Annotated in this window: 28 protein-coding genes, 1 tRNA gene and 1 pseudogene; 18 read left to right on the forward strand and 12 right to left on the reverse strand. The window is 35.4% G+C overall.

Going from position 1 to position 25,823, the window contains the following annotated elements:
• The first annotated feature begins 75 nt into the window (after positions 1-75).
• The 10 genes from WKH12_RS00590 (at position 76) to tnpC (ending at position 9,036) form a co-directional block, all read left to right on the forward strand.
• Positions 76-1,311, forward strand: a complete 1,236-nt coding sequence (locus WKH12_RS00590) for a TolC family protein (protein ID WP_434732380.1) — start codon at positions 76-78, stop codon at positions 1,309-1,311.
• 19 nt (positions 1,312-1,330) lie between these two features.
• Positions 1,331-1,906: a PopZ family protein gene (locus WKH12_RS00595; protein ID WP_434732381.1), complete on the forward strand. Its 576-nt coding sequence runs from the start codon at positions 1,331-1,333 to the stop codon at positions 1,904-1,906.
• A 76-nt stretch (positions 1,907-1,982) separates the two neighbouring features.
• Positions 1,983-2,561: an RlmE family RNA methyltransferase gene (locus WKH12_RS00600; protein WP_434732382.1), complete on the forward strand. Its 579-nt coding sequence runs from the start codon at positions 1,983-1,985 to the stop codon at positions 2,559-2,561.
• Positions 2,562-3,430: 869 nt separating this feature from the next.
• On the forward strand, positions 3,431-3,775 hold the full coding sequence (locus WKH12_RS00605) for a hypothetical protein (protein WP_434732383.1): 345 nt from the start codon (positions 3,431-3,433) through the stop codon (positions 3,773-3,775).
• Positions 3,776-3,850: 75 nt separating this feature from the next.
• On the forward strand, positions 3,851-4,909 hold the full coding sequence (locus WKH12_RS00610; RefSeq protein WP_434732384.1) for an AAA family ATPase: 1,059 nt from the start codon (positions 3,851-3,853) through the stop codon (positions 4,907-4,909).
• Between the two features lie 439 nt (positions 4,910-5,348).
• Positions 5,349-5,660 carry an ECH_0659 family protein gene (locus WKH12_RS00615; RefSeq protein WP_007548422.1) on the forward strand — a complete coding sequence of 104 codons (312 nt, stop codon included), beginning with the start codon at positions 5,349-5,351 and terminating at the stop codon, positions 5,658-5,660.
• Positions 5,661-5,980: 320 nt separating this feature from the next.
• The gene (locus WKH12_RS00620) at positions 5,981-6,529 is read left to right on the forward strand and encodes a head-tail connector protein (protein ID WP_264688316.1); all 549 of its coding nucleotides are present in this window, start codon (positions 5,981-5,983) and stop codon (positions 6,527-6,529) included.
• Positions 6,530-6,964: 435 nt separating this feature from the next.
• The gene (locus WKH12_RS00625) at positions 6,965-7,375 is read left to right on the forward strand and encodes a DUF3168 domain-containing protein (RefSeq protein ID WP_434732385.1); all 411 of its coding nucleotides are present in this window, start codon (positions 6,965-6,967) and stop codon (positions 7,373-7,375) included.
• Positions 7,350-7,649, forward strand: a complete 300-nt coding sequence (locus WKH12_RS00630; protein WP_434732386.1) for a phage tail tube protein — start codon at positions 7,350-7,352, stop codon at positions 7,647-7,649. The genes WKH12_RS00625 and WKH12_RS00630 overlap by 26 nt, the downstream gene beginning before the upstream one ends.
• A gap of 31 nt (positions 7,650-7,680) precedes the next feature.
• The gene (gene tnpC, locus WKH12_RS00635; RefSeq protein ID WP_434732010.1) at positions 7,681-9,036 is read left to right on the forward strand and encodes an IS66 family transposase; all 1,356 of its coding nucleotides are present in this window, start codon (positions 7,681-7,683) and stop codon (positions 9,034-9,036) included.
• A gap of 32 nt (positions 9,037-9,068) precedes the next feature.
• Here tnpC and nusB read toward each other — a convergent pair whose 3' ends face one another.
• From nusB to yidC, 3 genes are read right to left on the reverse strand one after another with little or no spacing between them, the layout of a single operon-like run.
• Positions 9,069-9,530 (reverse strand): transcription antitermination factor NusB, encoded by a 462-nt coding sequence (gene nusB / locus WKH12_RS00640; protein WP_434732387.1) that lies wholly within the window; start codon positions 9,528-9,530, stop codon positions 9,069-9,071.
• Positions 9,530-9,958 (reverse strand): 6,7-dimethyl-8-ribityllumazine synthase, encoded by a 429-nt coding sequence (locus WKH12_RS00645; RefSeq protein WP_341822721.1) that lies wholly within the window; start codon positions 9,956-9,958, stop codon positions 9,530-9,532. The genes nusB and WKH12_RS00645 overlap by 1 nt, the downstream gene beginning before the upstream one ends.
• A complete protein-coding gene (gene yidC, locus WKH12_RS00650) occupies positions 9,936-11,645 on the reverse strand; it encodes a membrane protein insertase YidC (RefSeq protein ID WP_434732388.1) in 1,710 nt (569 codons plus the stop codon). Before yidC ends, WKH12_RS00645 begins: the two co-directional genes overlap by 23 nt.
• Before the next feature lie 431 nt (positions 11,646-12,076).
• On the opposite strand from yidC, the gene WKH12_RS00655 reads away from it, so the two are divergent.
• Positions 12,077-12,592, forward strand: coding sequence for a TIGR02281 family clan AA aspartic protease (locus WKH12_RS00655; RefSeq protein ID WP_182182693.1), 516 nt, complete (start codon positions 12,077-12,079; stop codon positions 12,590-12,592).
• Between the two features lie 6 nt (positions 12,593-12,598).
• Here WKH12_RS00655 and secF read toward each other — a convergent pair whose 3' ends face one another.
• The 3 genes from secF to WKH12_RS00670 form a co-directional block, all read right to left on the reverse strand.
• Positions 12,599-13,474 carry a protein translocase subunit SecF gene (secF, locus tag WKH12_RS00660; RefSeq protein ID WP_434732389.1) on the reverse strand — a complete coding sequence of 292 codons (876 nt, stop codon included), beginning with the start codon at positions 13,472-13,474 and terminating at the stop codon, positions 12,599-12,601.
• A 1,103-nt stretch (positions 13,475-14,577) separates the two neighbouring features.
• Positions 14,578-15,592 (reverse strand): IS630 family transposase gene (locus tag WKH12_RS00665; RefSeq protein WP_434732009.1). Its coding sequence is split into 2 segments (ribosomal slippage): positions 14,578-15,126 and positions 15,128-15,592, totalling 1,014 coding nucleotides; the frame shifts between segments, so codons are not numbered across the junction.
• 53 nt (positions 15,593-15,645) lie between these two features.
• Positions 15,646-15,870, reverse strand: coding sequence for a hypothetical protein (locus WKH12_RS00670; RefSeq protein ID WP_434732390.1), 225 nt, complete (start codon positions 15,868-15,870; stop codon positions 15,646-15,648).
• Positions 15,871-15,872: 2 nt separating this feature from the next.
• Here WKH12_RS00670 and WKH12_RS00675 point away from each other — a divergent pair, with 2 nt between their 5' ends.
• A complete protein-coding gene (locus tag WKH12_RS00675; RefSeq protein WP_253309672.1) occupies positions 15,873-16,097 on the forward strand; it encodes an ankyrin repeat domain-containing protein in 225 nt (74 codons plus the stop codon).
• A gap of 89 nt (positions 16,098-16,186) precedes the next feature.
• Here WKH12_RS00675 and WKH12_RS00680 read toward each other — a convergent pair whose 3' ends face one another.
• The 5 genes and pseudogenes from WKH12_RS00680 to WKH12_RS00700 form a co-directional block, all read right to left on the reverse strand.
• On the reverse strand, positions 16,187-17,365 hold the full coding sequence (locus WKH12_RS00680) for a WD_0033/WD_0034 family tandem repeat-containing protein (protein WP_434732391.1): 1,179 nt from the start codon (positions 17,363-17,365) through the stop codon (positions 16,187-16,189).
• A 375-nt stretch (positions 17,366-17,740) separates the two neighbouring features.
• A pseudogene (locus WKH12_RS00685) lies at positions 17,741-17,877 on the reverse strand (IS4-like element ISWosp8 family transposase); the annotation flags it as partial.
• A gap of 204 nt (positions 17,878-18,081) precedes the next feature.
• Positions 18,082-19,893, reverse strand: coding sequence for a glutamine--fructose-6-phosphate transaminase (isomerizing) (gene glmS / locus WKH12_RS00690; protein ID WP_434732392.1), 1,812 nt, complete (start codon positions 19,891-19,893; stop codon positions 18,082-18,084).
• 32 nt (positions 19,894-19,925) lie between these two features.
• On the reverse strand, positions 19,926-20,372 hold the full coding sequence (gene yajC, locus WKH12_RS00695) for a preprotein translocase subunit YajC (protein WP_253302548.1): 447 nt from the start codon (positions 20,370-20,372) through the stop codon (positions 19,926-19,928).
• A 132-nt stretch (positions 20,373-20,504) separates the two neighbouring features.
• A tRNA-Asp gene (locus tag WKH12_RS00700) sits at positions 20,505-20,581 on the reverse strand.
• A gap of 191 nt (positions 20,582-20,772) precedes the next feature.
• Here WKH12_RS00700 and rpsB point away from each other — a divergent pair.
• The 6 genes from rpsB (at position 20,773) to WKH12_RS00730 (ending at position 25,594) form a co-directional block, all read left to right on the forward strand.
• Entirely contained in the window at positions 20,773-21,621 is an 849-nt protein-coding gene (gene rpsB / locus WKH12_RS00705; RefSeq protein ID WP_341822394.1) for a 30S ribosomal protein S2, read from the forward strand.
• The gene (gene tsf, locus WKH12_RS00710) at positions 21,602-22,462 is read left to right on the forward strand and encodes a translation elongation factor Ts (protein ID WP_434732393.1); all 861 of its coding nucleotides are present in this window, start codon (positions 21,602-21,604) and stop codon (positions 22,460-22,462) included. The genes rpsB and tsf overlap by 20 nt, the downstream gene beginning before the upstream one ends.
• 10 nt (positions 22,463-22,472) lie before the next feature.
• On the forward strand, positions 22,473-23,207 hold the full coding sequence (gene pyrH / locus WKH12_RS00715; RefSeq protein ID WP_434732394.1) for a UMP kinase: 735 nt from the start codon (positions 22,473-22,475) through the stop codon (positions 23,205-23,207).
• 7 nt (positions 23,208-23,214) lie between these two features.
• A complete protein-coding gene (gene frr, locus WKH12_RS00720; protein WP_164224746.1) occupies positions 23,215-23,772 on the forward strand; it encodes a ribosome recycling factor in 558 nt (185 codons plus the stop codon).
• A 510-nt stretch (positions 23,773-24,282) separates the two neighbouring features.
• Entirely contained in the window at positions 24,283-24,978 is a 696-nt protein-coding gene (gene uppS, locus WKH12_RS00725) for a polyprenyl diphosphate synthase (protein ID WP_434732395.1), read from the forward strand.
• Positions 24,968-25,594, forward strand: a complete 627-nt coding sequence (locus tag WKH12_RS00730) for a phosphatidate cytidylyltransferase (protein WP_264732170.1) — start codon at positions 24,968-24,970, stop codon at positions 25,592-25,594. Before uppS ends, WKH12_RS00730 begins: the two co-directional genes overlap by 11 nt.
• A gap of 24 nt (positions 25,595-25,618) precedes the next feature.
• Here the strand turns inward: WKH12_RS00730 and WKH12_RS00735 are convergent, their stop codons facing one another.
• Complete coding sequence (locus WKH12_RS00735) at positions 25,619-25,810, reverse strand: zinc-finger domain-containing protein (protein WP_341820626.1); 192 nt, start codon at positions 25,808-25,810, stop codon at positions 25,619-25,621.
• Between the last annotated feature and the right edge of the window lie 13 nt (positions 25,811-25,823).

Here is a 25,823-nt window from a genome sequence, read left to right on the forward strand (position 1 = left end):
CAATATTAGTTATTGATTATTAAAGTAATTTATGTTAGTAATTGATCTGCGTAACCAATATGCACAGGAAGTAGAATGTTTCGATTGATTATTACACTTGCGATAATTTTTGGTACTATAAGTTGCTATGCAACCGATGTGCGAGAAGTTATAAGCAAAGCGATCAAAAATAGCTCAAAAATAAAGTCTCAATTTTACCAATATAAAAGCGCAGAAAAACAGCTTAAGTCTTCTGGGTTAGCTGGATTTTTACCTGACATTAGTTTGCAGTACAATTTTGATAGTAATTTTAATCTTTATAATCAACCTAATTTACCTGGAAAACGTCTGATATTAAGCCAAAGGATAATAGATGGAGGTGGCACCTTTGCCACATTCAGTCGATCAAGTCATCTTCTCAAAGCAGAAAAAATGCGATTTCAGCAATTAAAACAAGAGGTTGCACTTAATGCTGTGAAAGCATATGTCGGTGTTTTACAAAAGACAGAAATATTAAAGCTTAGAGAACATAAAGAACGCGTTTCTTTGGAACATTTGTCAGCTATGAAAAAACGCTTTTCCCTTGGAGAAGTTACTAACGCTGAAGTTTTGCTAGCAAAAGCAAAATTTTCGTCTTCTATATCCGAAAGAGTTGATGCTGAAGGTAAATTAAAATTGGCAAATATTGCTTATTATCATTTGATTGGCGAAGATGCTGATGACCTTTCTGAAGCTAATGATAAACTACCTTCTGTCCCAGAGCTAAATGAATGTTTACAATTAGCAAAAACCAATAATTTATCTCTAAAAGCAGCAGTTTATCAAAAAAGAGCAGCCGGAATGGAAGTGATCGCTGAAAGCTCCAAGTGGCTTCCTTCTTTAAATCTAAGCGCAAGCAAAAATTTTGGGAAGGATGGTGTAAAATTAGACAAGCTATTAGAAAATGTTCATATAGTTTTTACTCTTGATGTTCCAATCTTTAAAAAAGGAGCGAATGCTTTTGGTGTCAGTAAAGCTAAAATGGATGCAAAAAAATCTACCTACGATTATTATGAAACGGTAAAAAATATAGAACAAGCAGTTGTAAATGCTTGGAATAATGTGCTAACAGCAAAAGCCATTATTAAAGCAAGTCAAGAAGCGGAAAAAGCAGCAGCTTTAGCATTGGAAGGAGTTGAGCAAGAGGTAAACTTAAGTTTAAAGAGTACATCTGACCTTTTGGACACTGAAGATGCATTATTTAAAGCACGTTCAGACTTAGTTGAAGCAAAAAGCAATTATGTAACTAGTGTTTATAATTTGCTTTTTATAATAAATAGTATAAATCTCTAAATTTAATGGTATTAGCACTATGCATGATGAACAAGGCAATCAATCTGTAAAAGATATTCTAGAAGATATAAAAAAAGCTATATCGGGTAAAAACGCAAGTAAAGATAAAGCAGAAATAAAGGATGAAAATGATGATGTGCTATGCCTTGAAGAAGAGTATCCAGAAGACATGGAAGAAGATGGCAAAAAAGAAAATGGTAAAGAAGAGGACATTGATAATGATGACCAAAGTGAGGAAATGGCTTGCAACAATAACCAATTTAATGGCCATAGCTACAATTCAGAAGAAAAAAAAGACATTGATTTGTACGATAATATCCAAATGAGTAATAACAAAGCGAGTAATAGCGGCTTACAAGCGCAAAATAATGATCATCTAGTTTTAAAAGAGAATATGGAAGAGATCAAAGCGCTGCTTGGAAAAATGCAAAACGAATTGCAGCATAAACAACAAAAAAGAGCGAATCTTACTGTTGAAGAATTAGTTACATCTCTTTTAAAACCTCAGCTCTCAGAATGGCTGAATAAATATCTACATGCACTGGTAAAAGAAGTAGTTGAAAAAGAGCTCAAAGATATAATCAATAATAAGTAGGGTATTAGCAATAAAAACTAGAGTAAAGACGGCTAGAGGCAGAAAACTATCTTCAACAAGGTGGCTACATCGTCATTTGAATGATCAGTATGTGCGAAAAACTAGCAAGGATGGTTATAGGTCACGCTCAGCATATAAGATGGTAGAAATGGATAATAAATTTAAATTATTCCAAGAAGGGCAAAAAATTATTGATCTTGGTGCTTCTCCTGGTGGATGGTCACAAGTCGCGTCTCAGAAAGGTGCAAATGTAGTTGCTCTTGACATGAAACCAATGAACGCAATTAATGGAGTAGAGTTTATACAATGTGATATTATCAATGGGCTTGAAATTTTAAGAGAAAAATTCAAGGATCAAAAATTTGATGTAATTTTATCTGACATGGCGCCCGAATCTTGTGGTTTAAAATCGTTGGATCATATCAGAATTATGCTTTTATGTGAGGCAGCGCTCAATTTTGCAAAGCATTTCTTGAGCCATGGTGGCACGTTTGTAGTAAAAATTTTCCAAGGAGAATCTGATAAAGATTTTTGTAACGAGCTAAAAAAAATGTTTAAAACAGTAAAATATTTTAAACCAAAGTCAAGTAGATCTGAATCTACAGAAATGTATTTGGTAAGTTTAGGCTTTATTGGCAGCAGACCTCCTATATAATATTAACCCAGGTAGCCCGCAGAAACGAAAAAACTTCCTTGACAAACTCCGCCAGCCCCCTTATCATGAAACTGAAGCTATTTATTTATCTTCTCTGTACAGATTAAATGACAAAAAAACTCACGTATCTGGCATCTCATGTTTAATTTTTTGCACTATGTGCACTCTATGTCTTTATCAAATTTCTAGGTTTTTACCTACACAAGCTGAAATACGCTATTTAAAACATCAAAAAACGCCAACTTAAAAAATGGATAGTGAATAACTAGCTACCCTAGGGTTTCTTTTGCCTTTTTTTCTGTTTAGTAAATTTCTTAATGTTTATAATTTAGATTAGTTGCGGCTTAAAAGCAACTGAATCGCGGTTATTAAACGTTTAGAATAAAAAAACGCCATACTTGAAAGTATAATGTAAGTAATTAGCCAACCACGGGGCTTCTTTTGCCTTTTTTTCTACTTGGTAAATTTCTTAATGTTTGTAGCTAAACGACAATCGTCATCCCGCTGCTTGTTAGCGGGATCTATGCTAAGGAGATACCGCGGCGGTATGACGGGTTAAGTAGGGTGTCATTCCAGTGCTCCTTTTTTTGTCATCCCAGTGCGTGACACTGGGATCTAGCCTTTATTATTTGGTTGTCTTCTGGATTCCAGTGTCAGCTACTTTCATGACATCATCATAAAGTAAAATGAGATCCCAGTGTCACGCACTGGGATGACAGAAGAAGGTGCTGGGATGACAGGGGAGTTGAATGACAACGAATTGGAAGAAAATGTTTATGACTAATTTTTAGATCAAACATCGAATTTCGACAAACTTAACTTTTTTGTGAGACTATTCAGCAATAATAAATAAATTGAGAGGAAAGGTTGTGGCAATAGAAAAGGAAAAGTTTTTTGAAATAATACGCAATGTGAGTGAGAGTAAAGGTTTGAATAAGGATAATTTGCTTGAAAGGATAAGAAATGAGTTACGCAACAAAGATTATGCAGAATACGACAAGTTTAACCGTGGTTTTAGTAAGGAGCATCAATTCAGTATAAAAATTTCAGACAAAATAGAAGATTGGACATTATTGCATCTTGCTGTGGCATGTGACGATTTATTGACAGTAACACTTCTACTAGAAAAGAAAGTAAGTGTTAAAACTCGAGTCAAAAATGGATCTAATGATGGACCAACTGCTTTTGACATTGCTACTTTGAATGGTAATTAAGAGATAATACAGCTTTTACGAAAAGCAAATCCTCAATTAGAAAAGAATAAAGACAAAACTCCAGAAGATTTGGTTGTGAAGGGAAATAATGCAACTGCTGCACTAGAAAATGGTAATAAACGGACCTCTTTAAATTCTACTGATAAAAGTAGTGACAGTACAGTAGATGAGCAATACCCACGTGTTAATGTTAAGAATATAGTAAAAAATTTTGAGTTACCGCAAAAAATAAATGCCACATATAGTAATGAACAGACCTCTATCTCTTTAAATGAAAGTAGTAGTAGTAACGACAGTGGAATATTTACTGAATCAGAAAATGGAGAAGACATTGATGCAAAAAATGAAGAATCAAAAAGTCATGTAACTGAATATCAGAGTAAATTGGAAGCATTGGAGAAAAAAACCCAAGAAGAGAATCAATCACTAAAACAACAAATACAAGATTTAGAAAGTGAAAAAGCAACGCTTAATAGTGAATTAGAAAAAACAAAAACTAAAACAGACGAAGTACCATTAGAAAAAGCGCAAAAGGAACTAACAGAATTGAAAAGTTATATCACTGGACATGGAGCTAGGCTGGACACACTGGAGAAACTCAATGAAGAGAATGAATCACTAAGACAAGAAATAAAAAATCTAAAAAATGAAAACACAACACCTAATAGCGAATTAGAAGAAAACGAAAATAAGCATTCTAAAACAAAAGTGTTGTTAGAAAGAACGCAAAAGGAACTAGAAGAATCAAAAAGTTGCATAGCTGGACATGAGACTAAGTTGAAACAATTCAATAAAGAGAATGAATCACTAAGACAAGAAATAAAAAGTCTAGAGAATGAAAACACAACACTTAAGGGTACAACAAAAACTAAAACAGATGAAGTGTCACTAGAAAAAGTAGGAAAAAGACAAATGTGTTTCTTAAAAGTTGCTTCCGTGAATCTTGTAACTATGTTAGCAGTAGGTGCTATCTTTAGTATAGCTTTCCAATTACCAGTTCTATTAACAATTGCAACTTTTGTAGTATCTGCTTTGATAGCTAGTGGCGTTACATATGCAATATCAACAAAACCTGACACTGAATTAAAAGAAGTGGATATAGGTTCAGCACAACGTGGTGTTTGTAAAACTTAGCACCTACATCTGTACGAACATTGCAGTTTGCAGATGCAAGTAGCTGACACTGGAATCCCAAAAAAAGGATGATGTCATCCCAGTGCTCCTTTTTTTGTCATCCCAGTGCCCAGACACTGGGATCTAGTTCTTACTGTACATTTACTTGGTGTAGAGTTAAGTTTTCTGGATCCCAGTGTCTGGGCACTGGGATGACACCCTTTTGGATGGAAATCAGTGTCAGCTACTTTCATGACACCATTCTTTTTCCTGGATCCCAGTGTCAAGCACTGGGATGACAGGAAAAGGAGGCTACTCAGATGACGGGAAGGGGGTACTTGGATGACACCTATAGCCCTAGCGCGTAAAAGTATTTGCAAGTTACACAGTAGTGTGAATTTTTTACTTCGGTAGTTTTTCATTGTTATTATAATCATAATAGTAGTTGAGTTTAATTGATATGAAAACTTTTACGAAAAATTTTAAAAATAACGAAAAAAAGCTAGAGGAGTTTAATAAGGAAATTGAAGATATAACAACTATAGCTCAAGATAAATTTGCACATGAACTTGAAAATATCGCATATGACAGTGTACAAAAATTTCGCAGTCTGCTTGCTAAAGAGTTAAACTCCATCTTCAATAATATTCATTCTCAAAATGTTAATCTACTAAAATCCAGCCTAGTTGAATATGCTATAAGTTCAAATTTTATCAATAAAAAAGGAGAAACAGCTTTAATACGTTCTCTTCTTAATATATTCATACGATAAAGAATTTATAGCATAATCGTGGTGTCATGAAAGTAGCTCTGTACGAACATTTGTTTGCGAAGAAATATTATAGCCGGTTTTGCCTCAAACACAAAGATGTCATCCCATTGCCCTGACTACTTGGATCCAGAAATTTTGATTAGAGATTAAGTTGGTGAGCACGAAAGTGACTAACCTTATATTAAAAATAACATCTTTGACAGTTAAAGGCTGGATTCCAGTGTCAAGCACTGCCATCATAAAGAAACCAGTGTCAGCCACTGGGATGACAAAATAAGGAGCGTTAGAATGACAAAAATATATTTATAAGGAGCGTTATCATGTCAACAAGATCTACTTCACCAAGAATACATGTGCAACGTAAATCTAAGCCTGAATCTTTTCCAGTTACTTTAGAAGAGGTTAAATCTTTTTTACGCATTGAGAACGATCAAGATGATAAGTTGATTTCAGATCTAATTTTTATGGCAACTGATTATGCTGAGTGGCATATGGAAAAGTCACTGGTGAAACAAACATGGCAAGTTTCATATGAAGATTATGTACCTCGTAGGATCTATTTAAGCTACGGCCCTGTGAGTAAGATAGTATTGGCTACTGCAATGATGTCTAAAGGTCAAGAGAAGAGAACACTTAAGTATTATTTTAGTGATGTAGGGGGCTACGTTGAGTTTTTCAATTATTTGAATGCAATAAGAGTTGATGTTGTATACGAGGCTGGCTATGACAATGTTCCTGAGCAGATAAAACTAGGTATTATGCGGCATGTTTCTGCTATTTACAAAGATCGTGAATCGGGGGTAAGTAGCCATTTGTCTGAAGTGAAGAAGGTGTATTCTCCATTTCGCGAACCAAAGGTTGTTTTGTAGCTCTTTCTTGTCATCCAAACTGGGCTACCTACGTCATACCGTCACGGTATCTCACATAGATCCCGCTAACAAGTAGCGGAATGACAGCAGTCCTACGTCATACCGTCACGGTATCTCACATAGATCCCGCTAACAAGCAGCGGGATGACGAGATAAATACCGTCATACCGCCGCGGTATCTCTTAGCCGCTAACAAGTAGCGGGATGACAGCAGTCCTACGTCATACCGTCACGGTATCTCACATAGATCCCGCTAACAAGCAGCGGGATGACGAGATAAATACCGTCATACCGCCGCGGTATCTCAGCCGCTAACACGTAGCGGAATGACAGCAGTCCTACGTCAGTCACGGTATCTCGGCTGCTAACAAGCAGCGGGATGACGAGTTTGTATCACTGCTTATGTTTTAGCTATATATCTTTCGAGGATTAATCATGGAAAAAATTCAAGCTATAAACGAGTTGTACAGTAGCATTTATGAAGCACTAAAAGCAAACTCTGATTTAAGGAAATATGTTACTAACATTTATGACTACTTACCTAAACAGGTCACCATTCCTTACCTGAGATTGCATGTAGTGAATTATAATAATCTGCACATGCTGTCCAATTTTGCTACAAAGGCAAGATTTTCATGCGACATATATACCCATCATATAGGCAGTATGTTTGCCATTATAAGGCATATTAACTTGATACTTAAGAGTATTAAATATTCTGATAATGAAACTATTTTGGAAAGTAATTGTGCTATGAGTCAGCACGATGAAATTTTACATTCAACAATTAGTTTTGATATTTTAATGAAAGGAGGCGATAATGAGCAAATTACAGCTAAAAATTAAAGATCATGACAATAATTTTATTGTGTTAAATAATATACGAAACCTAAGGTTTACTTTGCGTAATAACAGAGAAGAGGTGAAAGATATTTCTTCTTTTGGCTGGAGAAAAGTGCTCGATTGTGCTGGAAGCAGACACATTACGATAAAAATTAATGGAATTTTAGACTCTGTATTAGCTGATGAATTATTACGTAATTCTGCTATATTAAACTCTAATAATGATGTAACCGTTCACGGAGATAAGGTGGTTTACAAAGTAAGTATAAAAGTGTAAAGAGATAGGAAGCTAAATATGGAATGGGTAAATGACAACAGTGCTGCAAGAAAAGGTTGTAGCAGAAAACGCTAATCTCAAGGAAGAAATAAAAGCACTGATCAGAGAAAATGATAGCTTGAAAGCAAAAATAGTTGAATTAGAAGACAAATTGGGCTTAAATTCGCAAAATTCATCGCTGCCACCATCACGAGATATATATCGTAAGAAAGCAAAAAAGAAAAGTGATAAAAAACCAGGAGGTCAGCCAGGACATAAGGTGCATAAGCGTGAATTAATGGCTGCAGACGAGGTAGTGAGATGCACAATTGATACAATTTGTATGTGTGGAGGTAAGATTACTTTAGAAGATGAAATTATTCATCAGAAGGCAGAGTTGCCAGAAATTAAGCCAATTGTAACTGAGTACAGGTTGCAAAGAGGACATTGTAGAGTATGTAATAAAAGAATTACAGCAAATTTACCCGAAGGTGTTGCAAGAGATTTTCTAGGACCCAATGCTAAAACAGTTATAAGCAGCCTTAGCGGCTTTTTTATTAACTCAAAAAGAGAGGTACAGCAAATTTTGGGCAGTATTTTTAATCTAAATATAAGCCTTGGTTTAGTCTCAAATACTGAACGCAGGGTATCGAAGAAGTGTGCATCTGAATATGAGAAAATGAAGGAAGAGTTGCAAGGAAGCGAGTATTTGCATATAGACGAAACAGGGCACAGAAATCAAGGAAAGAGAGGCTGGAGTTGGGTAATAACAAACAAAGCGTTGACACTTCTGAAGGTAAGCGAGTCTCGTGGTAAGAAGGTGTTGAAGAGTTTACTGCCAGAATATGATGGTATATTTGTGAGCGATAGATACGCTGTATACAATTACTTCAATCGTGAAAATAGACAGATATGTTGGGCACATCTGGCAAGAGATTTTGAGAGATTTGCCCATAGTAAAAATGTTGAAGTGAGCAAAATTGGCCAAGCACTAAAATCGCTCAGCAATAAGGTGTTTGTAGTAGATAAGGCAAAAAAACAAAATTTGATAGATAATTTGAGATTTTATCGACTGGTGCGAAAAATTCGGAAAAGGGTAAAACATTTTTTACGTAAAATGACGAGGGTTGCAAATAGCACTCAAGCTTCAAGAATGGCCGCTAAGATGTTACGATCTGAGGATATGATGTGGAAGTTTTTAAGAAAACCTGAAGTGATAGAAACAACTAATAACCTTGCAGAACGGCAAATTAGACGGTACGTAATTTATCGTAAAAACAGCTTTTTCACCTGGTCAGAACGTGGAGAAAGATTCGTGGAAAGAATGTTGTCGATATTTTTGACATCACGTCTAAATGGCCAGAACCCCTTTCAAAAGCTACAGAATCTAGTAGCTGTCACTGCTTAGTTCTTTAATTCATTCTCACAATCCGTGAACGGTTACGCATCTTTTGCCTTATCCAATAACCCATTAATAAAACCAATTTCGCTTGGTTTATCAAGTAAATCAGATGCAATGTTAGTATATTCATTAATGACAACTGGAACTGGCGTATCACAATTAGCTAACTCACATATTGCAACACGCAAGATAGATAAGCTTATAAGATTTAAACGTGAGAGGGACCAGCTTGGATGTAAATAAGACTCTATTATTTTATCATATTCTTCACTGCTTTTTATAACCTTATATAACAAGTTTTCTAAGAACTGATGTTCAAATTCTTCACATTCAAATATATCTTTCAACTTACTTATGTAGTTCTTAAGCTCACAATTTTCCAGTTTAAAAGTGCTTTTGTTGTAACCTACGAAAATATTTGAATAAGCAACTTGTACAGCAAGAAATCTTGCCGTACTTCTTTTTATGCGCCACTTTTTATCTACTGGTTTTTCCTCCATTATTTTAATTTATTGTGTAAATCTATCATATGCAAAACAGTTGAGGCTGCATGGCCACCAACGTTCTTTTTGTTTTTGTCAGCTCTAACTAGTGCTTTATCTTTGCTGTCAGCGGTAATTACGCCCATACCAAGGGGCATTGCATAATGCATAATAACTTCATTTAAACCTTCGATTACTCCTTTACAAACGTATTGATAATGATCAGTTTCACCGCGAATCACGCACCCAAGAGCTAAATAACCGTCATAATTAGCATTCTTGCTTTTTACTGCAAAGAGAATTGTAGCTGGTATCTCAAATGCACCAGGAACTTCAATTATGTCATAGCTTGCATGACTTTCTTTTAATCTATCGACTGCACCTTCAAGCAAAAGGTTTGCTATTTCAGCATAATAAATTGAATTAACTATTAGTATTTTCGACATTTACTACCACTTTTTTCGTTAAAAACAACTTTATTAATGATTGTTGAATTAAAGTTATAATATTACTAAATATCCAATATATTACCAGGCCGGCAGGAAAAGAAGAAAAAATAAAGACAGAAATGTAAGGTAAAAACTTCATAACATTTACTTGAATATCATCTTTATTGGTTTGATCTTTCTCGCTTAGCTTCTGCTGAATTATCATGGTGGCACCGAAAATTATAGGTAAAATGCCTATAGAAATAGGAAAGTTATAATTAAACAACCCAAATAATGTAAAGATGTTCGTTGGGTCAGGAGCTGAAAGATCCTTAATCCATAAAAAAAAAGGAGCATGTCTCATCTCTATAGTAACAAATAATACTTTATATAGAGCAAAAAATACCGGTATTTGTATTAGCATGGGAAAAATGCTCGAAATTGGGTTTACATTGTTTCTCTTGAACAACGCAATTGTCTCTTTGTGCTGCTTTAAGCTGTCATTTTTATACAACTCTTTTATACGAGTTAATTCAGGCTGCAGGCTTTTCACCTTGAACATCGAAATATATGATCTATTAGATAAGGGAAGCATCAAAAGTTTGATTACTAAAGTCAGCAATAATATTGCTAAGCCAAAATTTTTTAAAACGAAGTTAAAATATTCAAGCAGTAAAAACACTGGCTTGGTTATAAAATAAAGAACACCAAAATCTACAGCTTTATCAAACAAAGGTATATTGAGAGTATCCTTATAAGAATCCAGTAAATTCAACTTTTTTGCTCCAGCAAAAAAATAATTCACATTAGAAACACTTGCGCCAGGAAGTATGCTCTTATAAGGTTTGACAAAATCTACTTGAAATTTATCAATATCATTAGCGTTAGTATGCTTAATGCTTACATTTATTTTATCAGATTTTTCAGGTATGATGGCTGTAAGCCAGTATTTATCAGCAAAACCAAACCAATTTTTTTCACTCGTGCTTGCTTTTATTAAATGTTTTTTGGAAATATCCTTATATTTCCACTCCTCTAGTTTATTATCAAATGCACCCAGTACTCCTTCATGGGATATCCAATAAGATTCGTTGATATTGTCACGTTTACGGTTAATTCTACCATAAGGAACCAAAACTACATTATCTTTTGTATTGTTTTCAATAATTTGCTCAACTTTAAACATGTAGTTATCGTCAAGGCTAATTTTCATTCTAAATAAAATGCCATTTTCATTATCCCAAAATAAATTGACCTCTTTTTGATTGAGTTTATCTGCTTGCCAGACTGTTTTAGAATCTGGAACTTTAATCTTTTCATTCGGATCGAGCCACCCAAATTCTGCGAAATATACATCTTTTGATTCTGCAGGTGACAGTAACACCACTTGTGGAGAAGAAGAACTCGGTTCTAAGTGGTAGTTAGTTAAGATTAAGTCATCAAACCTTGCACCTTTCAAAGAAATTGATCCTTTAATCATGTTATTGGTTAAACTAACCCTCTGTTCTCGAGTGGAATTAATAATTTCAGAACGATTTTGGTGTATTATAGGAGCAAGGTCGTTAAAAGATTCGATATGTTCAATATTTTCAATCAATGGCTGGTTTTGGTTTGCACTAAAAAAATTATCATAAATAATGCGCCAAGATACCATGATCAACATGGAAAGGATAGCTGCTAAAATTAAACTTTTTGCTTCTGACATGAAATTAAATCAAACATATCTTCTTAAAGTGTATATTAAATATTGTACTAAAACAATGAAATTTACTTATTTTTAATAATAACTTTTAACGCTAATCTTAAAAATTTATTGTAATGGCTTCAAATTTTAACGATAAACTGCTCTTTTTAACCCAAGTAGCTAACACTGATTCTTTTTTTCTAGATTCCAGTGTCACGTGCACAATTGTACAAACGTTTGTTTTCGAAGACAGTGTGTTAGCCGGTTTTACCTCAAGTACAAAGGTGTCATCCCAGTGCTTGACACTGGGATCCAGCAAAATTGATTGTGCACTATACAACATTTTCGATGAAATTATCAGAAAACTGGATTCCAGTGTCAAGCACTGGAATGACATCAGGAAGTGCGTTATTAACTTTTTGCTCAAATAATGATTATGCAAGAGGTCTGATATGAACGCGGTGAAAAATCTAGTTATCTGGTTACTAATAATAGCTGCCACTTCAATGCTTATTGATTCACAAAGGGACAAACTAAGCGACAGATTTCTCAGTACTTTTTTACCATATAAAGGGAGAATTCAGAATAGTGGTCAGAATAGTGGAAGTATCGAATTTACGAAATCATACGATGGACACTTTTATATTCAGGCTCAGGTCAATGATCGCAATATAACGTTTTTGCTTGATACCGGAGCAACCGATATTGTTCTATCACAAAAAGACGCATTACATGTTGGTATTAACTTACAAAACGTTCAGGATTTTAAAATATATGAAACTGCGAAAGGTCAAATAAAAGCTGGTGTTGTTCACATCCCTCAGGTTAAAATAGGGAATTTTTTAGTTAATGATGTACAGGCGAGCGTTAACACTCATTCTATGTCTCATTCACTACTTGGAATGAGCTTTTTAAGGTATTTTCATTTCACTATAAGAGATAATAAGTTGATATTATACCGCGACTAAACACTTCTACAATCTACTTATCAAAGCTCTGTAGGTTAATATAGGAGCAGAAATAAATATTGCAGAACAAGTGCCAATCAAAATACCAAAAAAAACGATCAAGCTGAAGTCTCTCACTGCATCTGTGCAGATTAATGTCAAAGGAAGAGCAGCAAGAAGGGTTGTACCCGAGGTTAATATAGTGCGAAATAATGTAGCGTTGATACTTGCATCTACTATCTCACTCATCCGCCCACTTTTACCACTCTTGCAATACTCTCGAATCCGATCGTATATAATTACTGAGTTATTGATTGAATAACCAATGACAGTGAGGAGAGCTGCAACTGATGAAATATTAAACTCAATGCCAGTTAGGCTAATAAAACCAACAGTTAAAATCACGTCATGAATCAGTGCTGTTATTCCACTGAATCCACATTGCCAATTAAATCTAAACCAAACGTAAAAAAATATTCCAACAATCGCGATCAACATGGATAACATTCCTTCAAATATTTGTGTTGAGCTTATTTGTGGGCCAACATAGTCTATTTTACGATAGCTTATTGAGCTACCTAGCTTTTCTTCTAGTATGCTTTTTATCTTTTTGATTTTATCTTCATCTACTTCATCTTTAAAACGCATGACTAAATTATCACCCGCTTTTGAACTCTGCACTGTAAAACCATTTTCTTTTAATGCATCGAGAATAGAGTGATTCTCATCTGAAGATTTTATCTCTATCAAAATTCCGCCTGCAAAGTCTATGCCTAAGTTCACTCCACGCAGCACAACAGTGAGCATTGAAAAGATGATAAGAATAATGCTAACGAGTGCAGTCAAATCCCTATATTTACTAAACTTGATATCGAGATTATCTGGAATGAGTCTAAGTGCCATGCTATTTACTTAAAATAATCACTTGAATTTTATATACTTTTCAAAAAATTCACTAGTTTATTCTGTGATTGGACTTCTCTGTCATCCGAGTAGCTGACACACAACTATACGAACATTAGACTTCTTGCATAACCCAAACTAAGCAGAAAAAAGATACAAGGTGTCATCAAAGTAGCTTGACACTGGTTCCTTTATGACGGCAGTGTCCCTATGATGTCATGCAAGTAACCTCTATGATGTCATTCAAGTAGCTGACACTGGTTTCCATCCAAAAGGGTGTCGTCCCAGTGCCCAGACTACTTGGATCCAGGAAACTTAACTCTACACTAAGTAAATGTACAATAAGAACTAGATTCCAGACTGGAATGACAGCGGTCCTACGTCATACCGCCGCGGTATCTCACATAGATCCCGCTAACAAGTAGCGGGATGACGAATTACTATACCGCCGCGAACCGTCATACCGCCACGAACCGTCATACCGCGATTCATTCGCGGTATCTCTTAGCCGCTAACAAGCAGCGGGATGACGAGGTTATCGTCATGCCACCGCGAACCTTCATACCGCCACGAACCGTCATACCGCGATTCATTCGCGGTATCTCTTAGCCGCTAACAAGCAGCGGGATGACGAGGTTATCGTCATGCCACCGCGAACCGTCATACCGCCACGAACCGTCATACCGCGATTCATTCGCGGTATCTCTTAGCATAGATCCCGCTAACACGTAGCGGGATGACGAATTGCTTAACCGTCATGTCACCGCAGACCGTCATACCGCCGCGGTATCTCTAGATCCCGCTAACAAGCAGCGGGATGACGGTTGTCAAGGTAGTACCTTCCCCCGTCATCCCAGTGCCTTCTTCTGTCATCCCAGTGCGTGACACTGGGATCTCATTTTACTTTATGACGGTGTCATCCTAATACCTTCCCCTTTCATCCCAGTACTGAGATGACACCCTACTTAACCGTCATACTGCCGCGGTATCTCTTAGCCGCTAACACATAGCGGAATGACGAAGTTATCGTCATGCCACCGCGAACCGTCATACCGCCGCGAATCGTCATACCGCCGCGGTATCTCATCCGCTAATACCAAATCTCATAAATAAGTAGGCAAATAACTCACAGAACAAATGGTTTTGATCGAACTTTCCGTAATATTACGAATGAATGCACATACAGTATCCTCCAATAAACTAACAGAGTCATATATTCTATTTTTAATGAGATTGTCTTTCAAATATTGCCATAAACGCTCTACTGGATTTAACTCTGGTGAATATGGAGGTAAATAGATTAAGGTAATATTTTGTGGTATTTTTAAACCTTTGGATCTATGCCATCCTGCACAATCCACAACAAGAAATGCCTCCCTTGTTCCTAAATATTGTGACATCTGCTCAAGGAATATATTCATACAATCAGTATTGACGTTTGGTACGAATAAGCTAGAACTCTCTCGATTTCTAGGATTAACTGCACTATAGAGATAAAAGTTTTGCCTACCTAATTTTACCTTAACCTGTGTCCTAATGCCTTTTTTAAACCACCCGTGTCCAATCTTTGAATGTGTGCCAAACCGCGACTCATCGAAGAAAAATAGCTCTTTTTCGGGATACGTGACAATAGTTTCATTAAGATTTTTTTTTAAACTCTTCTTGTTTATTTTTATCCTGTTTATTGTGCACAGGCCTTGGAGTAATATACGAAAAACCTAACTTTTGCATCAGTCTATGTGCTGTAGACTTACTTACCTCAATAGAAAACATTTTCTCAATTATGATTTTTAATTTCTTAGCCGTTAGGTTGGCTCCTTCTTCTGCTATGACATTTTTAATTTCTTCTTGCTGCTTGTAGCTCAACTTCGGCTTTACTCCACGTCCTGGTTGTATTTTAAACGCATTGACTCCTCCTTCCTTAAATCTTGTAATCCACTTCATCAATGTAGTTCTAGTAATTCGGTATATTTGAGCAACTTTTGTTATTCCATATTCTTTTGCAGATATTATTGCCTGTAATCTTCTTCCTATCTCTCCTCTTATGCCGTGCTTCTTTAATTCCAGGTTACACTTATTATATAATTCTTCTCCTATTGCTTTACTTTTTCCTGCCATAACTCCCCACTAATTCTTAAATTATTCTATTTTAGAAATTTTTCTTTATTCCTCTATTTATTTTTAGGAATTGGTATTATATCGTTAGAAATATACTTTTGGCCTGTAACTTTTCTTATAAATACATCTAATAAAAGAAGTGTACCATTTGTATCAATACCTTGAGCTGTAATAGCTTTAGAAGGTTGGGAATGCTTCATATCTATAGCTGGCTTAAAAGGAGAAGAGATAAACTGAGGAGGCCAACATTCATGCTCAAGCCCAGAATGGTGCAACACCTTTGCACTTTGCTGCTTCTTATGGTCACTTAGATACAGCCAAGTTTCTTGTGGAAAAAGGGGCTAATATTAATGTTGAAGATAATTATAAAAATACCCCTATGGGTTTAGCTATTGCACAAAACAAGCAAGATATTATAGAATTTTTTAATGTACTATTACCTACTCCTAACTCTAGTCTTGAAGGAGTTTCTACCTGTAGTGGCAATACTAGGTTGCAGAAGTGATTTTTGGGAGCTATTCAAAACCTCATACGCTCAAGGTAAGGAGAAATAGCAGGGAAATAAATATTGAGTTAATAATTTAGAGATTCTTCTTAAGAAATTATTTTCTTGATGATTATGATTTTTTGAATATACACTTTTATGTTGGATTCAAAGGAGATTGGATAATAGGTTGTTCCACATCTTCCACTTTCTCGAGCTTGGTATTTGGCTTGAACGAATTGTACAGTGCAAAACCTATACACGCTAATCCAACAATTCCCACAGCTACTGCTACTGTGACATCGATTTTCAAAACATAAAATACAACACCGCTCACCAATAACGCTGTGCCAACAATACCTGCTACGATTGCCTGTCTTTGCCGTGTTGAGGGTCACAGTGTTGCCAGATCCACTACATGGCTCAGCGAAAGATGGGCTGTCAGCTCTATCAACGGAAGTTTGCTCTACAGTAGTTGAATCATTTTGCACTTCTTCGCTGCTTTCACATATAGGTTGAAGATCTTCACTATTTATATTACATAATTTAGTGTCAGTTTCTGTAGCTTTATCAATTACGTGAGTAGCATCTTTATGCTCTATATTTATTACACTATATTTACATACTTCATGCACTTCCTTACTATTTTCATCTTTAGCTGTAGTAGTTTTGGCTGTTACAACAGTGGGCTTCTGGGTTGCTCTCCTATTAACAAGTTCTCCGGAGAATTTTAAGATTTCTTCTACAGCCTCACTATTTTTACGTGCTTCAGCATAGGTAAATGGGGTGTAAGTCATTTCCTCGCCATTTGAATGTTTTATCGTTATTCTTTTTTTGACAATCTCTTTCAAGATACCATTTTCCTCAGAGATCTTTAACACTGCTCTAATCATGTCATTGTCTCTACGTGATATAGCATCTGTAAGTATTGTATGATTTTCTTCCCGACCATCTGAATGTTTTGTGGTCATTTCTTCATTCAGAACTTCCTTTAATAGCTTTTGTTTTTTGGCTTCTTCTAAAAGATCTTTTACAGCTTGATTATTTTTATGACTTATAGCATAATGTAGTAGTGACAACGTCTCCTCTCTACCCTGATATTTGTAAGCTATTTTCGCTAAAAGAATCGTGCTTGCGTTATAGCTGGACTTTTTAAATATTCCATTTCTGAACCTTCCAGCAATACTTTTCCCTTCCTCTATTTCTCTTGCTAGCTTTTGAATATTCTTTCCATCTTTATTTGTTAACTCATATATATCACATACTAATGTCAGTTTTGACTTTTTCATAATGTTTTTCCCCTATTAAGATTTATTGATTTAGTTGTAGTAGTTGCAGTTGCTCGCTCCATAAATTTGGTGCTCTTTTTCAATCAAAGGTGTCTTGCTGCTTGAAATGTTTTCCTTGTAAAAATTTAGCTTATCTTTTACATTGAAACAGCATTAAGACGATTTGCCTTTTTTTGGATGTAGAAATTTTCTAGGAATTGTCTTCTTGAGTTCTATGGTATTTTGTTTAACATTGAAACAAGAGTCTGTTGTCGTTTAATCTGCACAGATTGAAGATAAATGAATACCTTCAATACCATGATAAGGGGGGCTGGCGGAGTTTGTCAAGTAGGTTTTTTCGTCTCTATTCCCAATAAAAGTTCGTTATTGGTTATGCAGGAAGTCTAATACTGTCGTAAAAGAAAGTTTTCTTGTGCGTGTGAAACTTTTTTTCCAACAAAATGGATCTTCTGAAAAGTTTTCGAGTATATTGTATTTTTAATTTGTAAAATAAGATTTTTCCCTTTTTGCATGTTTCACCTAAAAAGGACACATTTTAGACTTCTTTGTTGAAATAAAACAGAAACAAAAGTGCTGTTTATTGCAGCTTTTGGGTAATTTAATGGTAAAAATTTTAGAGAGAAATTTTACACACAATCGCAGACATTTTTCCTTAAGTTGACGCCATTGAGTGAACGGTTACCTTAATTAGAAGTCTAGCTTTAACTTTAAATGGACTACTCAACCGTGACAGACTTAGCTAAATTTCTTGGACAATCGGCATCTAACCCTTTTTTTGCTGCAGTATAGTAAGCAAGGAATTGCATAGCAACACTATAGATGATAGGAGAGATAAAATTATCAGTGTCTGGAAGTTGCACCACATCTGCGCAAACTCCCCTTAGGAATGGCGCTCCTTGCTTATCACTGAAGGCAATTACTTTGCCTTTTCTTGCAATAATCTCTTGTATATTAGATAGCGTTTTAAAGAATAAACTATCATAAGGGATAATTGCTATAACAAGCACAGTAGAGTCTATTAAAGCAATAGAACCGTGCTTCATTTCTCCCGCTGCAATGCCAATGGTATTAATGTATGAAAGCTCTTTTATCTTCAATGCGCCTTCCATTGCAACTCCGTATGAACTTCCTCTGCCGATTAAAATAACGTTATTGTGTTCTAATATACTGCCCGATATATGTTGTATTTGCATCACATTCAAAATGTGCTCAACATACTCGGGAATAGAATTGATAGCACTGCTTAGCTGCTTTATTCTCTCTCCACCCAGTATACCTTTTATTTTTCCAAGCTCCACGGCAAAGCATGCTAAAGTTGCAAGTTGCGCAGAAAAGGTTTTTGTTGAAGCAACACCAATTTCTGGCCCAGCAAGAGTATGTAACACAATATCTGAGATCTTTTCAATGCTGCTGTTAAATGTGTTAGTTATACTAATGATTGTTTGCTTCTGTGATTTCGCATAACGCAGCGCTTCTATGGTATCTGCAGTTTCGCCAGATTGAGAGATGAATAACCCAATGCTGCCTTCTTCTAGCTTGACGTTGCTATACCTAAATTCTGATGAGATTTCTAGATATACTCGAACTTGAGCGACACTTTCCAGCCAATATTTTGCTATTAGCCCGGCAAAATAAGATGACCCGCATCCAACTATAGTAATGTAACTCCGCTCAGAAAACAATTTTTTGTTGACCTCTTTATATTGCTTGTAAAATTGATTTATTGTTTTGTTTAATGCACGCGGTTGCTCAAAAATCTCTTTTAACATGAAGCTAGGATACCCATTTTTGCTAATTAGAAAATCACTTGGACTACTATTTTCTATACTACGTTTAACTTGTGTACCATTGTTGTATATACTAACTCCACTAGATTTTATCACTGCAATGTCGCCATCTTCCAAATACGATATTCTTTCCACAAATGCACTTAAAGCATTAGAGTCAGATGCAGCAAACACTGTGTTACAGTTATAGCCTATTGCTAAAGGCAAATTTCTCTTCGCAACAAATAAGGCATCTGGATATTCTGCAAATAATAAGACCAAGGCAAATGAGCCATGTAAGTTGTTTAAACACTTAAATAGAGAATCAACTGGCGACAATCCTTCATCAAGATATAAGGTTAGCATATTTGGTATGATCTCTGTGTCAGTATCAGTATGGAATAATATTTCCCTTTCTTCTAGACCCTTTTTTAGCAGATTGTAATTCTCAATTATGCCGTTATGAGCAACAACAACATTATTTGTATGAATGGGATGAGCATTTTTAAGGCCTGGAACTCCATGTGTAGCCCAGCGAGTATGTGCTATACCAACTGTACTGTGAGACATCTTGCTTTCATCAACAACTTCATACAATCTTTTAACTTTACCTTCTGATTTTTTGACTTCTATCTCGCCTTTGTTATTTATGATTGCTATACCTGAGGAATCATATCCCCTATATTCCAATTTTTGCAACCCAGTTAGTAAAGTTGGTATTACTGAATCACCGCTACTTACTACACCAAATATTCCGCACACAAATGGATCACCAAATGAACTTTCTTTTAAAGTTATGCAGCATTTTTGCCTTTATCATCTTTTCCCTTTTTACTTTCCTCTGGTGGTTGATTTTTATTCTTTTTATCACTCTTTTCGATTTTGCCTTTTTCAATTGGTTTAGCTGCCACTTTTTGAGTTTCTTTGTTTAAAACTTCAGATATAGCGGACTTTAGGACTTTCACCTCAACTTTTGGTGCTATTTCTATTATAAATTGTGCATTTGCCTCATCAACTTTATTAACTTCACCTATTATCCCGCCAGAAGTAATGACTGTATCACCACGTTTTATTTGATCTATAATTTTTCTATGTTCTTTTAGTTTTTTGTGGTTTGGGCGAATAATGAGAAAATAAAATACCACAAATATTAAAATCAATGGAATAAAACTAGCAAAAGATGCGCCGATACTTGATGCATTGCTAGTTGCATCTGCTGCAAAAACTTCAGAAATGAGCATATTTAATCCTAATTGTTAATGATAAAAACAAACCTATTTAAGTATTAATTACAATACCATGCCATGCCTGGTGAAAACGTTTCTAAATAACGGCAATAATATTGCGGATTTTAGATTATGCTAAAACCACTATGGCGGGAGTGATGAGACTTGAACTCACGACCTCATGCGTGACAGGCATGCGCTCTAACCAACTGAGCTACACCCCCCCTAATTTCTTTTAGCGTTTTCGGGCTTCGACTTTAAAGCTAATAAACATGTTGCCCTTTGTCAATATTTTTTGTTTGCGCTTTGCTGTCTTTTCTATTACTATGTAAATAATTTAATTTCACACATGGCTTGTACAAGTAGTCCCATTAGGGTTATGCCATGGAAGATAAACTATTTGGAGGAATGATATATGACAAATTTGCCTGAAGTCACTGTGCGTGATTTAGCCGAATCTGGTGTACATTTTGGTCACAAAATTAGTCGCTGGAACGCAAAAATGGCTCCATACATATATGGAGTGCATCAAGAAAATCGTATACATATAATTGACTTGCGAAAAACATTACCATTGCTACAGGTGGCCATGAAGGCTTTATATGACGTTGCATCTCAAGGTGGTCGCATTCTATTTGTTGGTACAAAGTTTCAAGCTTTTGATATTATTGCAAGTGAAGCGATTCGTTGTGGTCAATATTATGTGAATCATCGATGGCTTGGTGGTATGCTTACTAATTGGGGCACTGTTTCTTCTTCGATAAAAACCTTGATGCAATATGAGAAAATATTAAATGACGAGGATAGCATTTTAACAAAGAAAGAATTGGGGAACATTGAAAAGAAAAAGCAAAAGCTTGATAAGGCGCTTGGTGGTATTAGAGAAATGGGAGCAATTCCTGATATCTTATTCATCATTGATACTAATAAAGAGCATATTGCGGTTAAGGAGGCTAAAAAGTTAGGAATTCCAATAGTTGCAATACTTGATACTAATTCTGATCCAGATGATATTACTTATCTAATACCTGGAAATGATGACTCAAGAAAATCAATAGAGCTCTATTGTAAATTAGCTACCGACTCTATATTAGCTGGAATAGAGTCTAGTCTAGCAAGATCTGGAGTTAAGATTGATAATATAAAAGGTGATGAGTTTATTCAAGAAAAAGAAGATAGTATTGTGCAAACTAAAAGGAAACGTAGTAAAGTTTACAAAGAAGAAGAAAGGGAGGTAGTAACAAATGAAGATGAATCCAGATAATATAAGGGAATTACGTGATAGGACAGGGCTTGGCTTAAGTGACTGTAAAAAAGCATTAGAAGAATGTGATGGTGACATCAAGAAAGCCGTTGATAAGTTGCGTACAATAGGTCTTGCTAAAGCTGACAAAAAATCTGATAGAGTAGCTTCAGATGGGCTCGTTGCTATGTGTTTGACTGAAAATTATGGTGCATTGGTTGAACTCAATTGCGAAACCGATTTTGTTGCAAGGAATGAGAAATTTGTAGAGTTAGTTTCAAATTTAGCATCAATTGCTCATCAAGAACGCTGTATCAGCGTTGATGAGTTAAAAAATGCCAAGTATGAAAGCATTGGCACAGTGCAGGAAGCTATTATGAATGGTACGTCAGTTCTTGGTGAAAAGTTAGAGTTGAGCAAGCTTTGTTACCTAGAGACTAAGGATGGAGTTGTTGCTGGTTATGTACACGGTGATGTACGTGGTTTAGGTAAAACTGGCGCTTTAGTTGCATTGCAATCACCCGGTGATAAGGCAAAGTTACAGGAAATTGGAAAACAAATAGCGATGCACATAGTTGCTATGAAGCCTGAAGCTTTGTCTATAGATGATTTAGATCAAATGAAGTTGAAAAATGAACGTTCTATAATTGAAGAGCAAGTAAGGAGCTTAAATAAACCTGAAGAAGTAGCAAAAAAAATAGTAGATGGACGAATGGCTAAGTACTATGAAGAAGTTGTTTTACTAGAACAAAAGTTCATAAAAGATGATAAAATGAAGGTTTCTGATTTTATAAAATCAAGCGAGGTGAGCGCTATTAAATTATCTGATTACAAGTTACTTGTTTTGGGCAGTGCAAACTAAATGGCAAGAAATGTCTTCCTTAGCAGATAAAGTAAAATACTCTAGAGTGTTATTGAAGATCTCTGGTGAAGCTTTGATGGGGTCACAGTCTTTTGGTCATGATATGGGAATAATAAGCCAATTATGCAAAGATATAGCTGATGTTAACAGGCTTGGAGTTCAGGTATGTATTGTTGTTGGTGGTGGTAATATCTTTCGTGGCGCATCTGCGTCTTTAAGTGGCTGTGAAAGAGCAAGCAGTGATTATATTGGAATGCTTGCAACTATAATCAATGCTTTAATTTTACAAAACTTTTTAGAAAAAAATTTAGTAGCTTCTAGGGTATTATCTGCAATACCCATGGCTACTGTATGTGAACCTTACATAAGAAGGAAAGCTATTCGTCATTTAGAAAAAGGTAGAGTGGTAATTTTTGCAGCAGGCACAGGCAACCCATTTTTTACTACAGATACAGCTGCAGCCTTACGTGCTGTTGAAATGAATTGTGATGTTATTCTAAAGGGTACACAAGTAAATGGTGTATACTCCGCTGATCCGAAAAAAAATGAGGATGCTGTAATGTATGATAGGCTTTCTTACACGGATTTATTGACTCGTGATTTAAAAGTTATGGATGCATCAGCAACTTCACTTGCTCGTGAGAATTCTATTCCAATTATAGTTTTTTCTTTGAAGGGAGAAAAAATAGTCAATATTATTAAGGGTCAAGGTACTTATACTATAGTTTCAGATTGTAAACAGTAGGTAATTTATGTTAAATGAAATAAAAGCTAAAACAAAAGAAAGAATGCTAAAAACTATTCAGTCCTTTCATGATGATATTAAAGGCGTACGCACTGGTAGAGCTAGCGCATCGTTGCTTGATGGTATAGTTGTAAATATCTATGGTGGACATCAAAAGTTAAATCAGGTTGCAGGCGTTTCAGTTATAGATAACAAAACCCTATCAATTAAAGTTTGGGATATTAATGTTGTAGGTGAAGTGAAAAATGCTATATTAAATGCCAACTTGAATTTAAATCCTGTTGTTGAGGGCAATACCATACGTATAGCTCTTCCGGATTTAACACAAGAAACCCGTGAAAAATTAGTAAAATTATTGCATCAGTTTTCTGAAAATGCGCGGATTGCCATCAGAAATATACGCAGAGATGTTATGGAAGAAATAGAGAAAATGAAGGGAAATAAGGAGATCTCAGAAGATGATTTTCATGGTGCTAAGAAGGAAATACAAAATATTACTGATGATAATATAAAAAAGATTGATGGTGAATTGTCCATCAAAGAAAAGGATATATTGCATCACTAAGGTAATATGAAAGAAACCTTCAGTAGTGAAAAAGAAAAAATTATATGCAAAGGTGTCATGGAGGTAGTCGACACACAACTGTATGAACGTTGCAATATTGCACAGTATTATACAGTAAATGATGTCATTCCAGTGTCCTCTTTTTTGTCATCCCAGTGCCTTTTTTCCCTGTCATCCCAGTGTGTAACACTGGGATACATCTTATTTTCATCATGGACATTATATGCTCTAAGAATCTGTTATCCATTTCCCTCTTTCCTGTCATCCCAGTGCGTGACACTGGGATCTACCTTATTTTCATCATGGACATTATATGCCCCAAGAATCTGTTGTTCATTGCATAATTTGCAAATATTTTTATACTTAGATCCCAGTGTCACGCACTGGGATGACAGGAAAAAGGGCTACTGGGATGACACCTTTCAAGTAGAGATTGCTACTAAATCACTATTTTTGTACAGTGATATGTTAAGCACTCAGATGATATCGGGTGGTTTAGGTGAACTTTAAATGTTGAATCAAGAATCTTTACCGAAACATTTAGCAATTATTATGGATGGTAATGGTAGATGGGCGAACAATCAAGGAAAGGTAAAAATTGATGGTTATAAAAAGGGCAGTGAAGTTGCATACGATATTGCCAAGTATTGTACGGACCTAACCATACCCTACTTAACTTTGTATGCATTCTCTATGGAGAATTGGCTTAGACCCAAAAACGAAACTGACTGTCTATTTGATTTATTTTACTCCGTTTTAACTAATGAAGATAAAGTCAATTTCATTTGCAACTGTAACATTAAGTTGAATTTTATTGGCAATTTAAGTCTGTTATCCAGTAAAATATTGGATCAAATTAAAAAAGCAGAAAAAATGACACATAAGAACGATGGTTTATTACTCACTGTGGCAGTCAGTTACGGAGCAAAGCAAGAAATTACACAAGCTATAAGCAATATTATAAAAGAAAATATTGCTTATGTATCAGAAGAGGAATTTGAAAAATTTCTATATACTAAAGATCTGCCAAAATTGGATTTATTAATTCGCACTGGCGGCGAAAAAAGGTTAAGCAACTTTTTTTTATGGCAAGCAGCTTATGCTGAATTATATTTTTGTGATACTTTATGGCCTGATTTTTCTTGTCAAGATTTGAGCAAAGCATTAGAAGATTATACAAAAAGAGAGAAAAAATATGGTAGATAATAATTTTATAATTAGAATATTATCCTCAATAGTAATATTATTCATATTTTCTTTTGCTACATATTTCAGTGATTTATCGTTTTACCTATTGATTTTTTCAATAGCAGTTTTATCTTCTTTTGAATGGTATAATCTAACCCAAGGAAACAAAATTTTATACGTTTTCGCATTATTATTGATTGCACTACCAAGCGCCTCATTAATATATTTATATAACCTACCACAGGGAAAATACGCATTAGTATGGTTCGTCTTAACCATTTGGGGAATTGACATTACTGCCTACCTATTTGGTAAGAATTTTGGTGGAGCTAAAATTTGCCCAATTCTTAGCCCTGGAAAAACTTGGACAGGACTTCTTGGTGCGATTTTAGCTGGAGTAGTGTGCACAATTTTTGGATCAATATTTTTTGGTCTATTTTCAATTTTTTATTCTCCAATCATTGGCCTTGCAATCGCTATTCTAGCGCAACTTGGCGATTTCACTGAGTCGCTTGTTAAAAGAGCTTACGGTGTTAAAGATAGTGGAAGTATGATACCTGGCCATGGAGGAGTGCTCGATCGTATGGATAGTTTCATTTTTACTGCCCCTCTTCTTGCTATTTACATAAGCTAAGTCTGCAGAAGAAATAAAGTGCCATTAGAGTTCATCCCTAGTCAGCTCCCCAACCGCTTCTACAGTACAGTCATGGACAAACGTCTTTTCACAATAAGGGCAGGCTATTTCCTCTTCTTCTCCCATATCTAAATATATTAATGGATGACCGGAACCCTCATTATTCTCATCACCATGACAACAAACTTTTCTATTATTAACCCTCACTTTTGACATGCTACTCCTTTAG

Origin of the sequence: Wolbachia endosymbiont of Zygogramma bicolorata (assembly GCF_051130665.1) — a bacterium.
Classification (GTDB): domain Bacteria; phylum Pseudomonadota; class Alphaproteobacteria; order Rickettsiales; family Anaplasmataceae; genus Wolbachia.

Excerpts from the sequence above, each read along its gene's own strand:
- WKH12_RS00590 (WP_434732380.1), top strand. The coding sequence starts at position 76 with ATGTTTCGATTGATTATTACACTTGCGATAATTTTTGGTACTATAAGT.
- WKH12_RS00595 (WP_434732381.1), top strand. The coding sequence starts at position 1,331 with ATGCATGATGAACAAGGCAATCAATCTGTAAAAGATATTCTAGAAGAT.
- WKH12_RS00615 (WP_007548422.1), top strand. The coding sequence starts at position 5,349 with ATGAAAACTTTTACGAAAAATTTTAAAAATAACGAAAAAAAGCTAGAG.
- WKH12_RS00620 (WP_264688316.1), top strand. The coding sequence starts at position 5,981 with ATGTCAACAAGATCTACTTCACCAAGAATACATGTGCAACGTAAATCT.
- WKH12_RS00625 (WP_434732385.1), top strand. The coding sequence starts at position 6,965 with ATGGAAAAAATTCAAGCTATAAACGAGTTGTACAGTAGCATTTATGAA.
- WKH12_RS00630 (WP_434732386.1), top strand. The coding sequence starts at position 7,350 with ATGAGCAAATTACAGCTAAAAATTAAAGATCATGACAATAATTTTATT.
- tnpC (WP_434732010.1), top strand. The coding sequence starts at position 7,681 with ATGACAACAGTGCTGCAAGAAAAGGTTGTAGCAGAAAACGCTAATCTC.
- nusB (WP_434732387.1), bottom strand. The coding sequence starts at position 9,530 with ATGGAGGAAAAACCAGTAGATAAAAAGTGGCGCATAAAAAGAAGTACG.
- WKH12_RS00645 (WP_341822721.1), bottom strand. The coding sequence starts at position 9,958 with ATGTCGAAAATACTAATAGTTAATTCAATTTATTATGCTGAAATAGCA.
- yidC (WP_434732388.1), bottom strand. The coding sequence starts at position 11,645 with ATGTCAGAAGCAAAAAGTTTAATTTTAGCAGCTATCCTTTCCATGTTG.
- WKH12_RS00655 (WP_182182693.1), top strand. The coding sequence starts at position 12,077 with ATGAACGCGGTGAAAAATCTAGTTATCTGGTTACTAATAATAGCTGCC.
- secF (WP_434732389.1), bottom strand. The coding sequence starts at position 13,474 with ATGGCACTTAGACTCATTCCAGATAATCTCGATATCAAGTTTAGTAAA.
- WKH12_RS00680 (WP_434732391.1), bottom strand. The coding sequence starts at position 17,365 with ATGAAAAAGTCAAAACTGACATTAGTATGTGATATATATGAGTTAACA.
- yajC (WP_253302548.1), bottom strand. The coding sequence starts at position 20,372 with ATGCTCATTTCTGAAGTTTTTGCAGCAGATGCAACTAGCAATGCATCA.
- rpsB (WP_341822394.1), top strand. The coding sequence starts at position 20,773 with ATGACAAATTTGCCTGAAGTCACTGTGCGTGATTTAGCCGAATCTGGT.
- tsf (WP_434732393.1), top strand. The coding sequence starts at position 21,602 with ATGAAGATGAATCCAGATAATATAAGGGAATTACGTGATAGGACAGGG.
- pyrH (WP_434732394.1), top strand. The coding sequence starts at position 22,473 with ATGTCTTCCTTAGCAGATAAAGTAAAATACTCTAGAGTGTTATTGAAG.
- frr (WP_164224746.1), top strand. The coding sequence starts at position 23,215 with ATGTTAAATGAAATAAAAGCTAAAACAAAAGAAAGAATGCTAAAAACT.
- uppS (WP_434732395.1), top strand. The coding sequence starts at position 24,283 with ATGTTGAATCAAGAATCTTTACCGAAACATTTAGCAATTATTATGGAT.
- WKH12_RS00730 (WP_264732170.1), top strand. The coding sequence starts at position 24,968 with ATGGTAGATAATAATTTTATAATTAGAATATTATCCTCAATAGTAATA.
- WKH12_RS00735 (WP_341820626.1), bottom strand. The coding sequence starts at position 25,810 with ATGTCAAAAGTGAGGGTTAATAATAGAAAAGTTTGTTGTCATGGTGAT.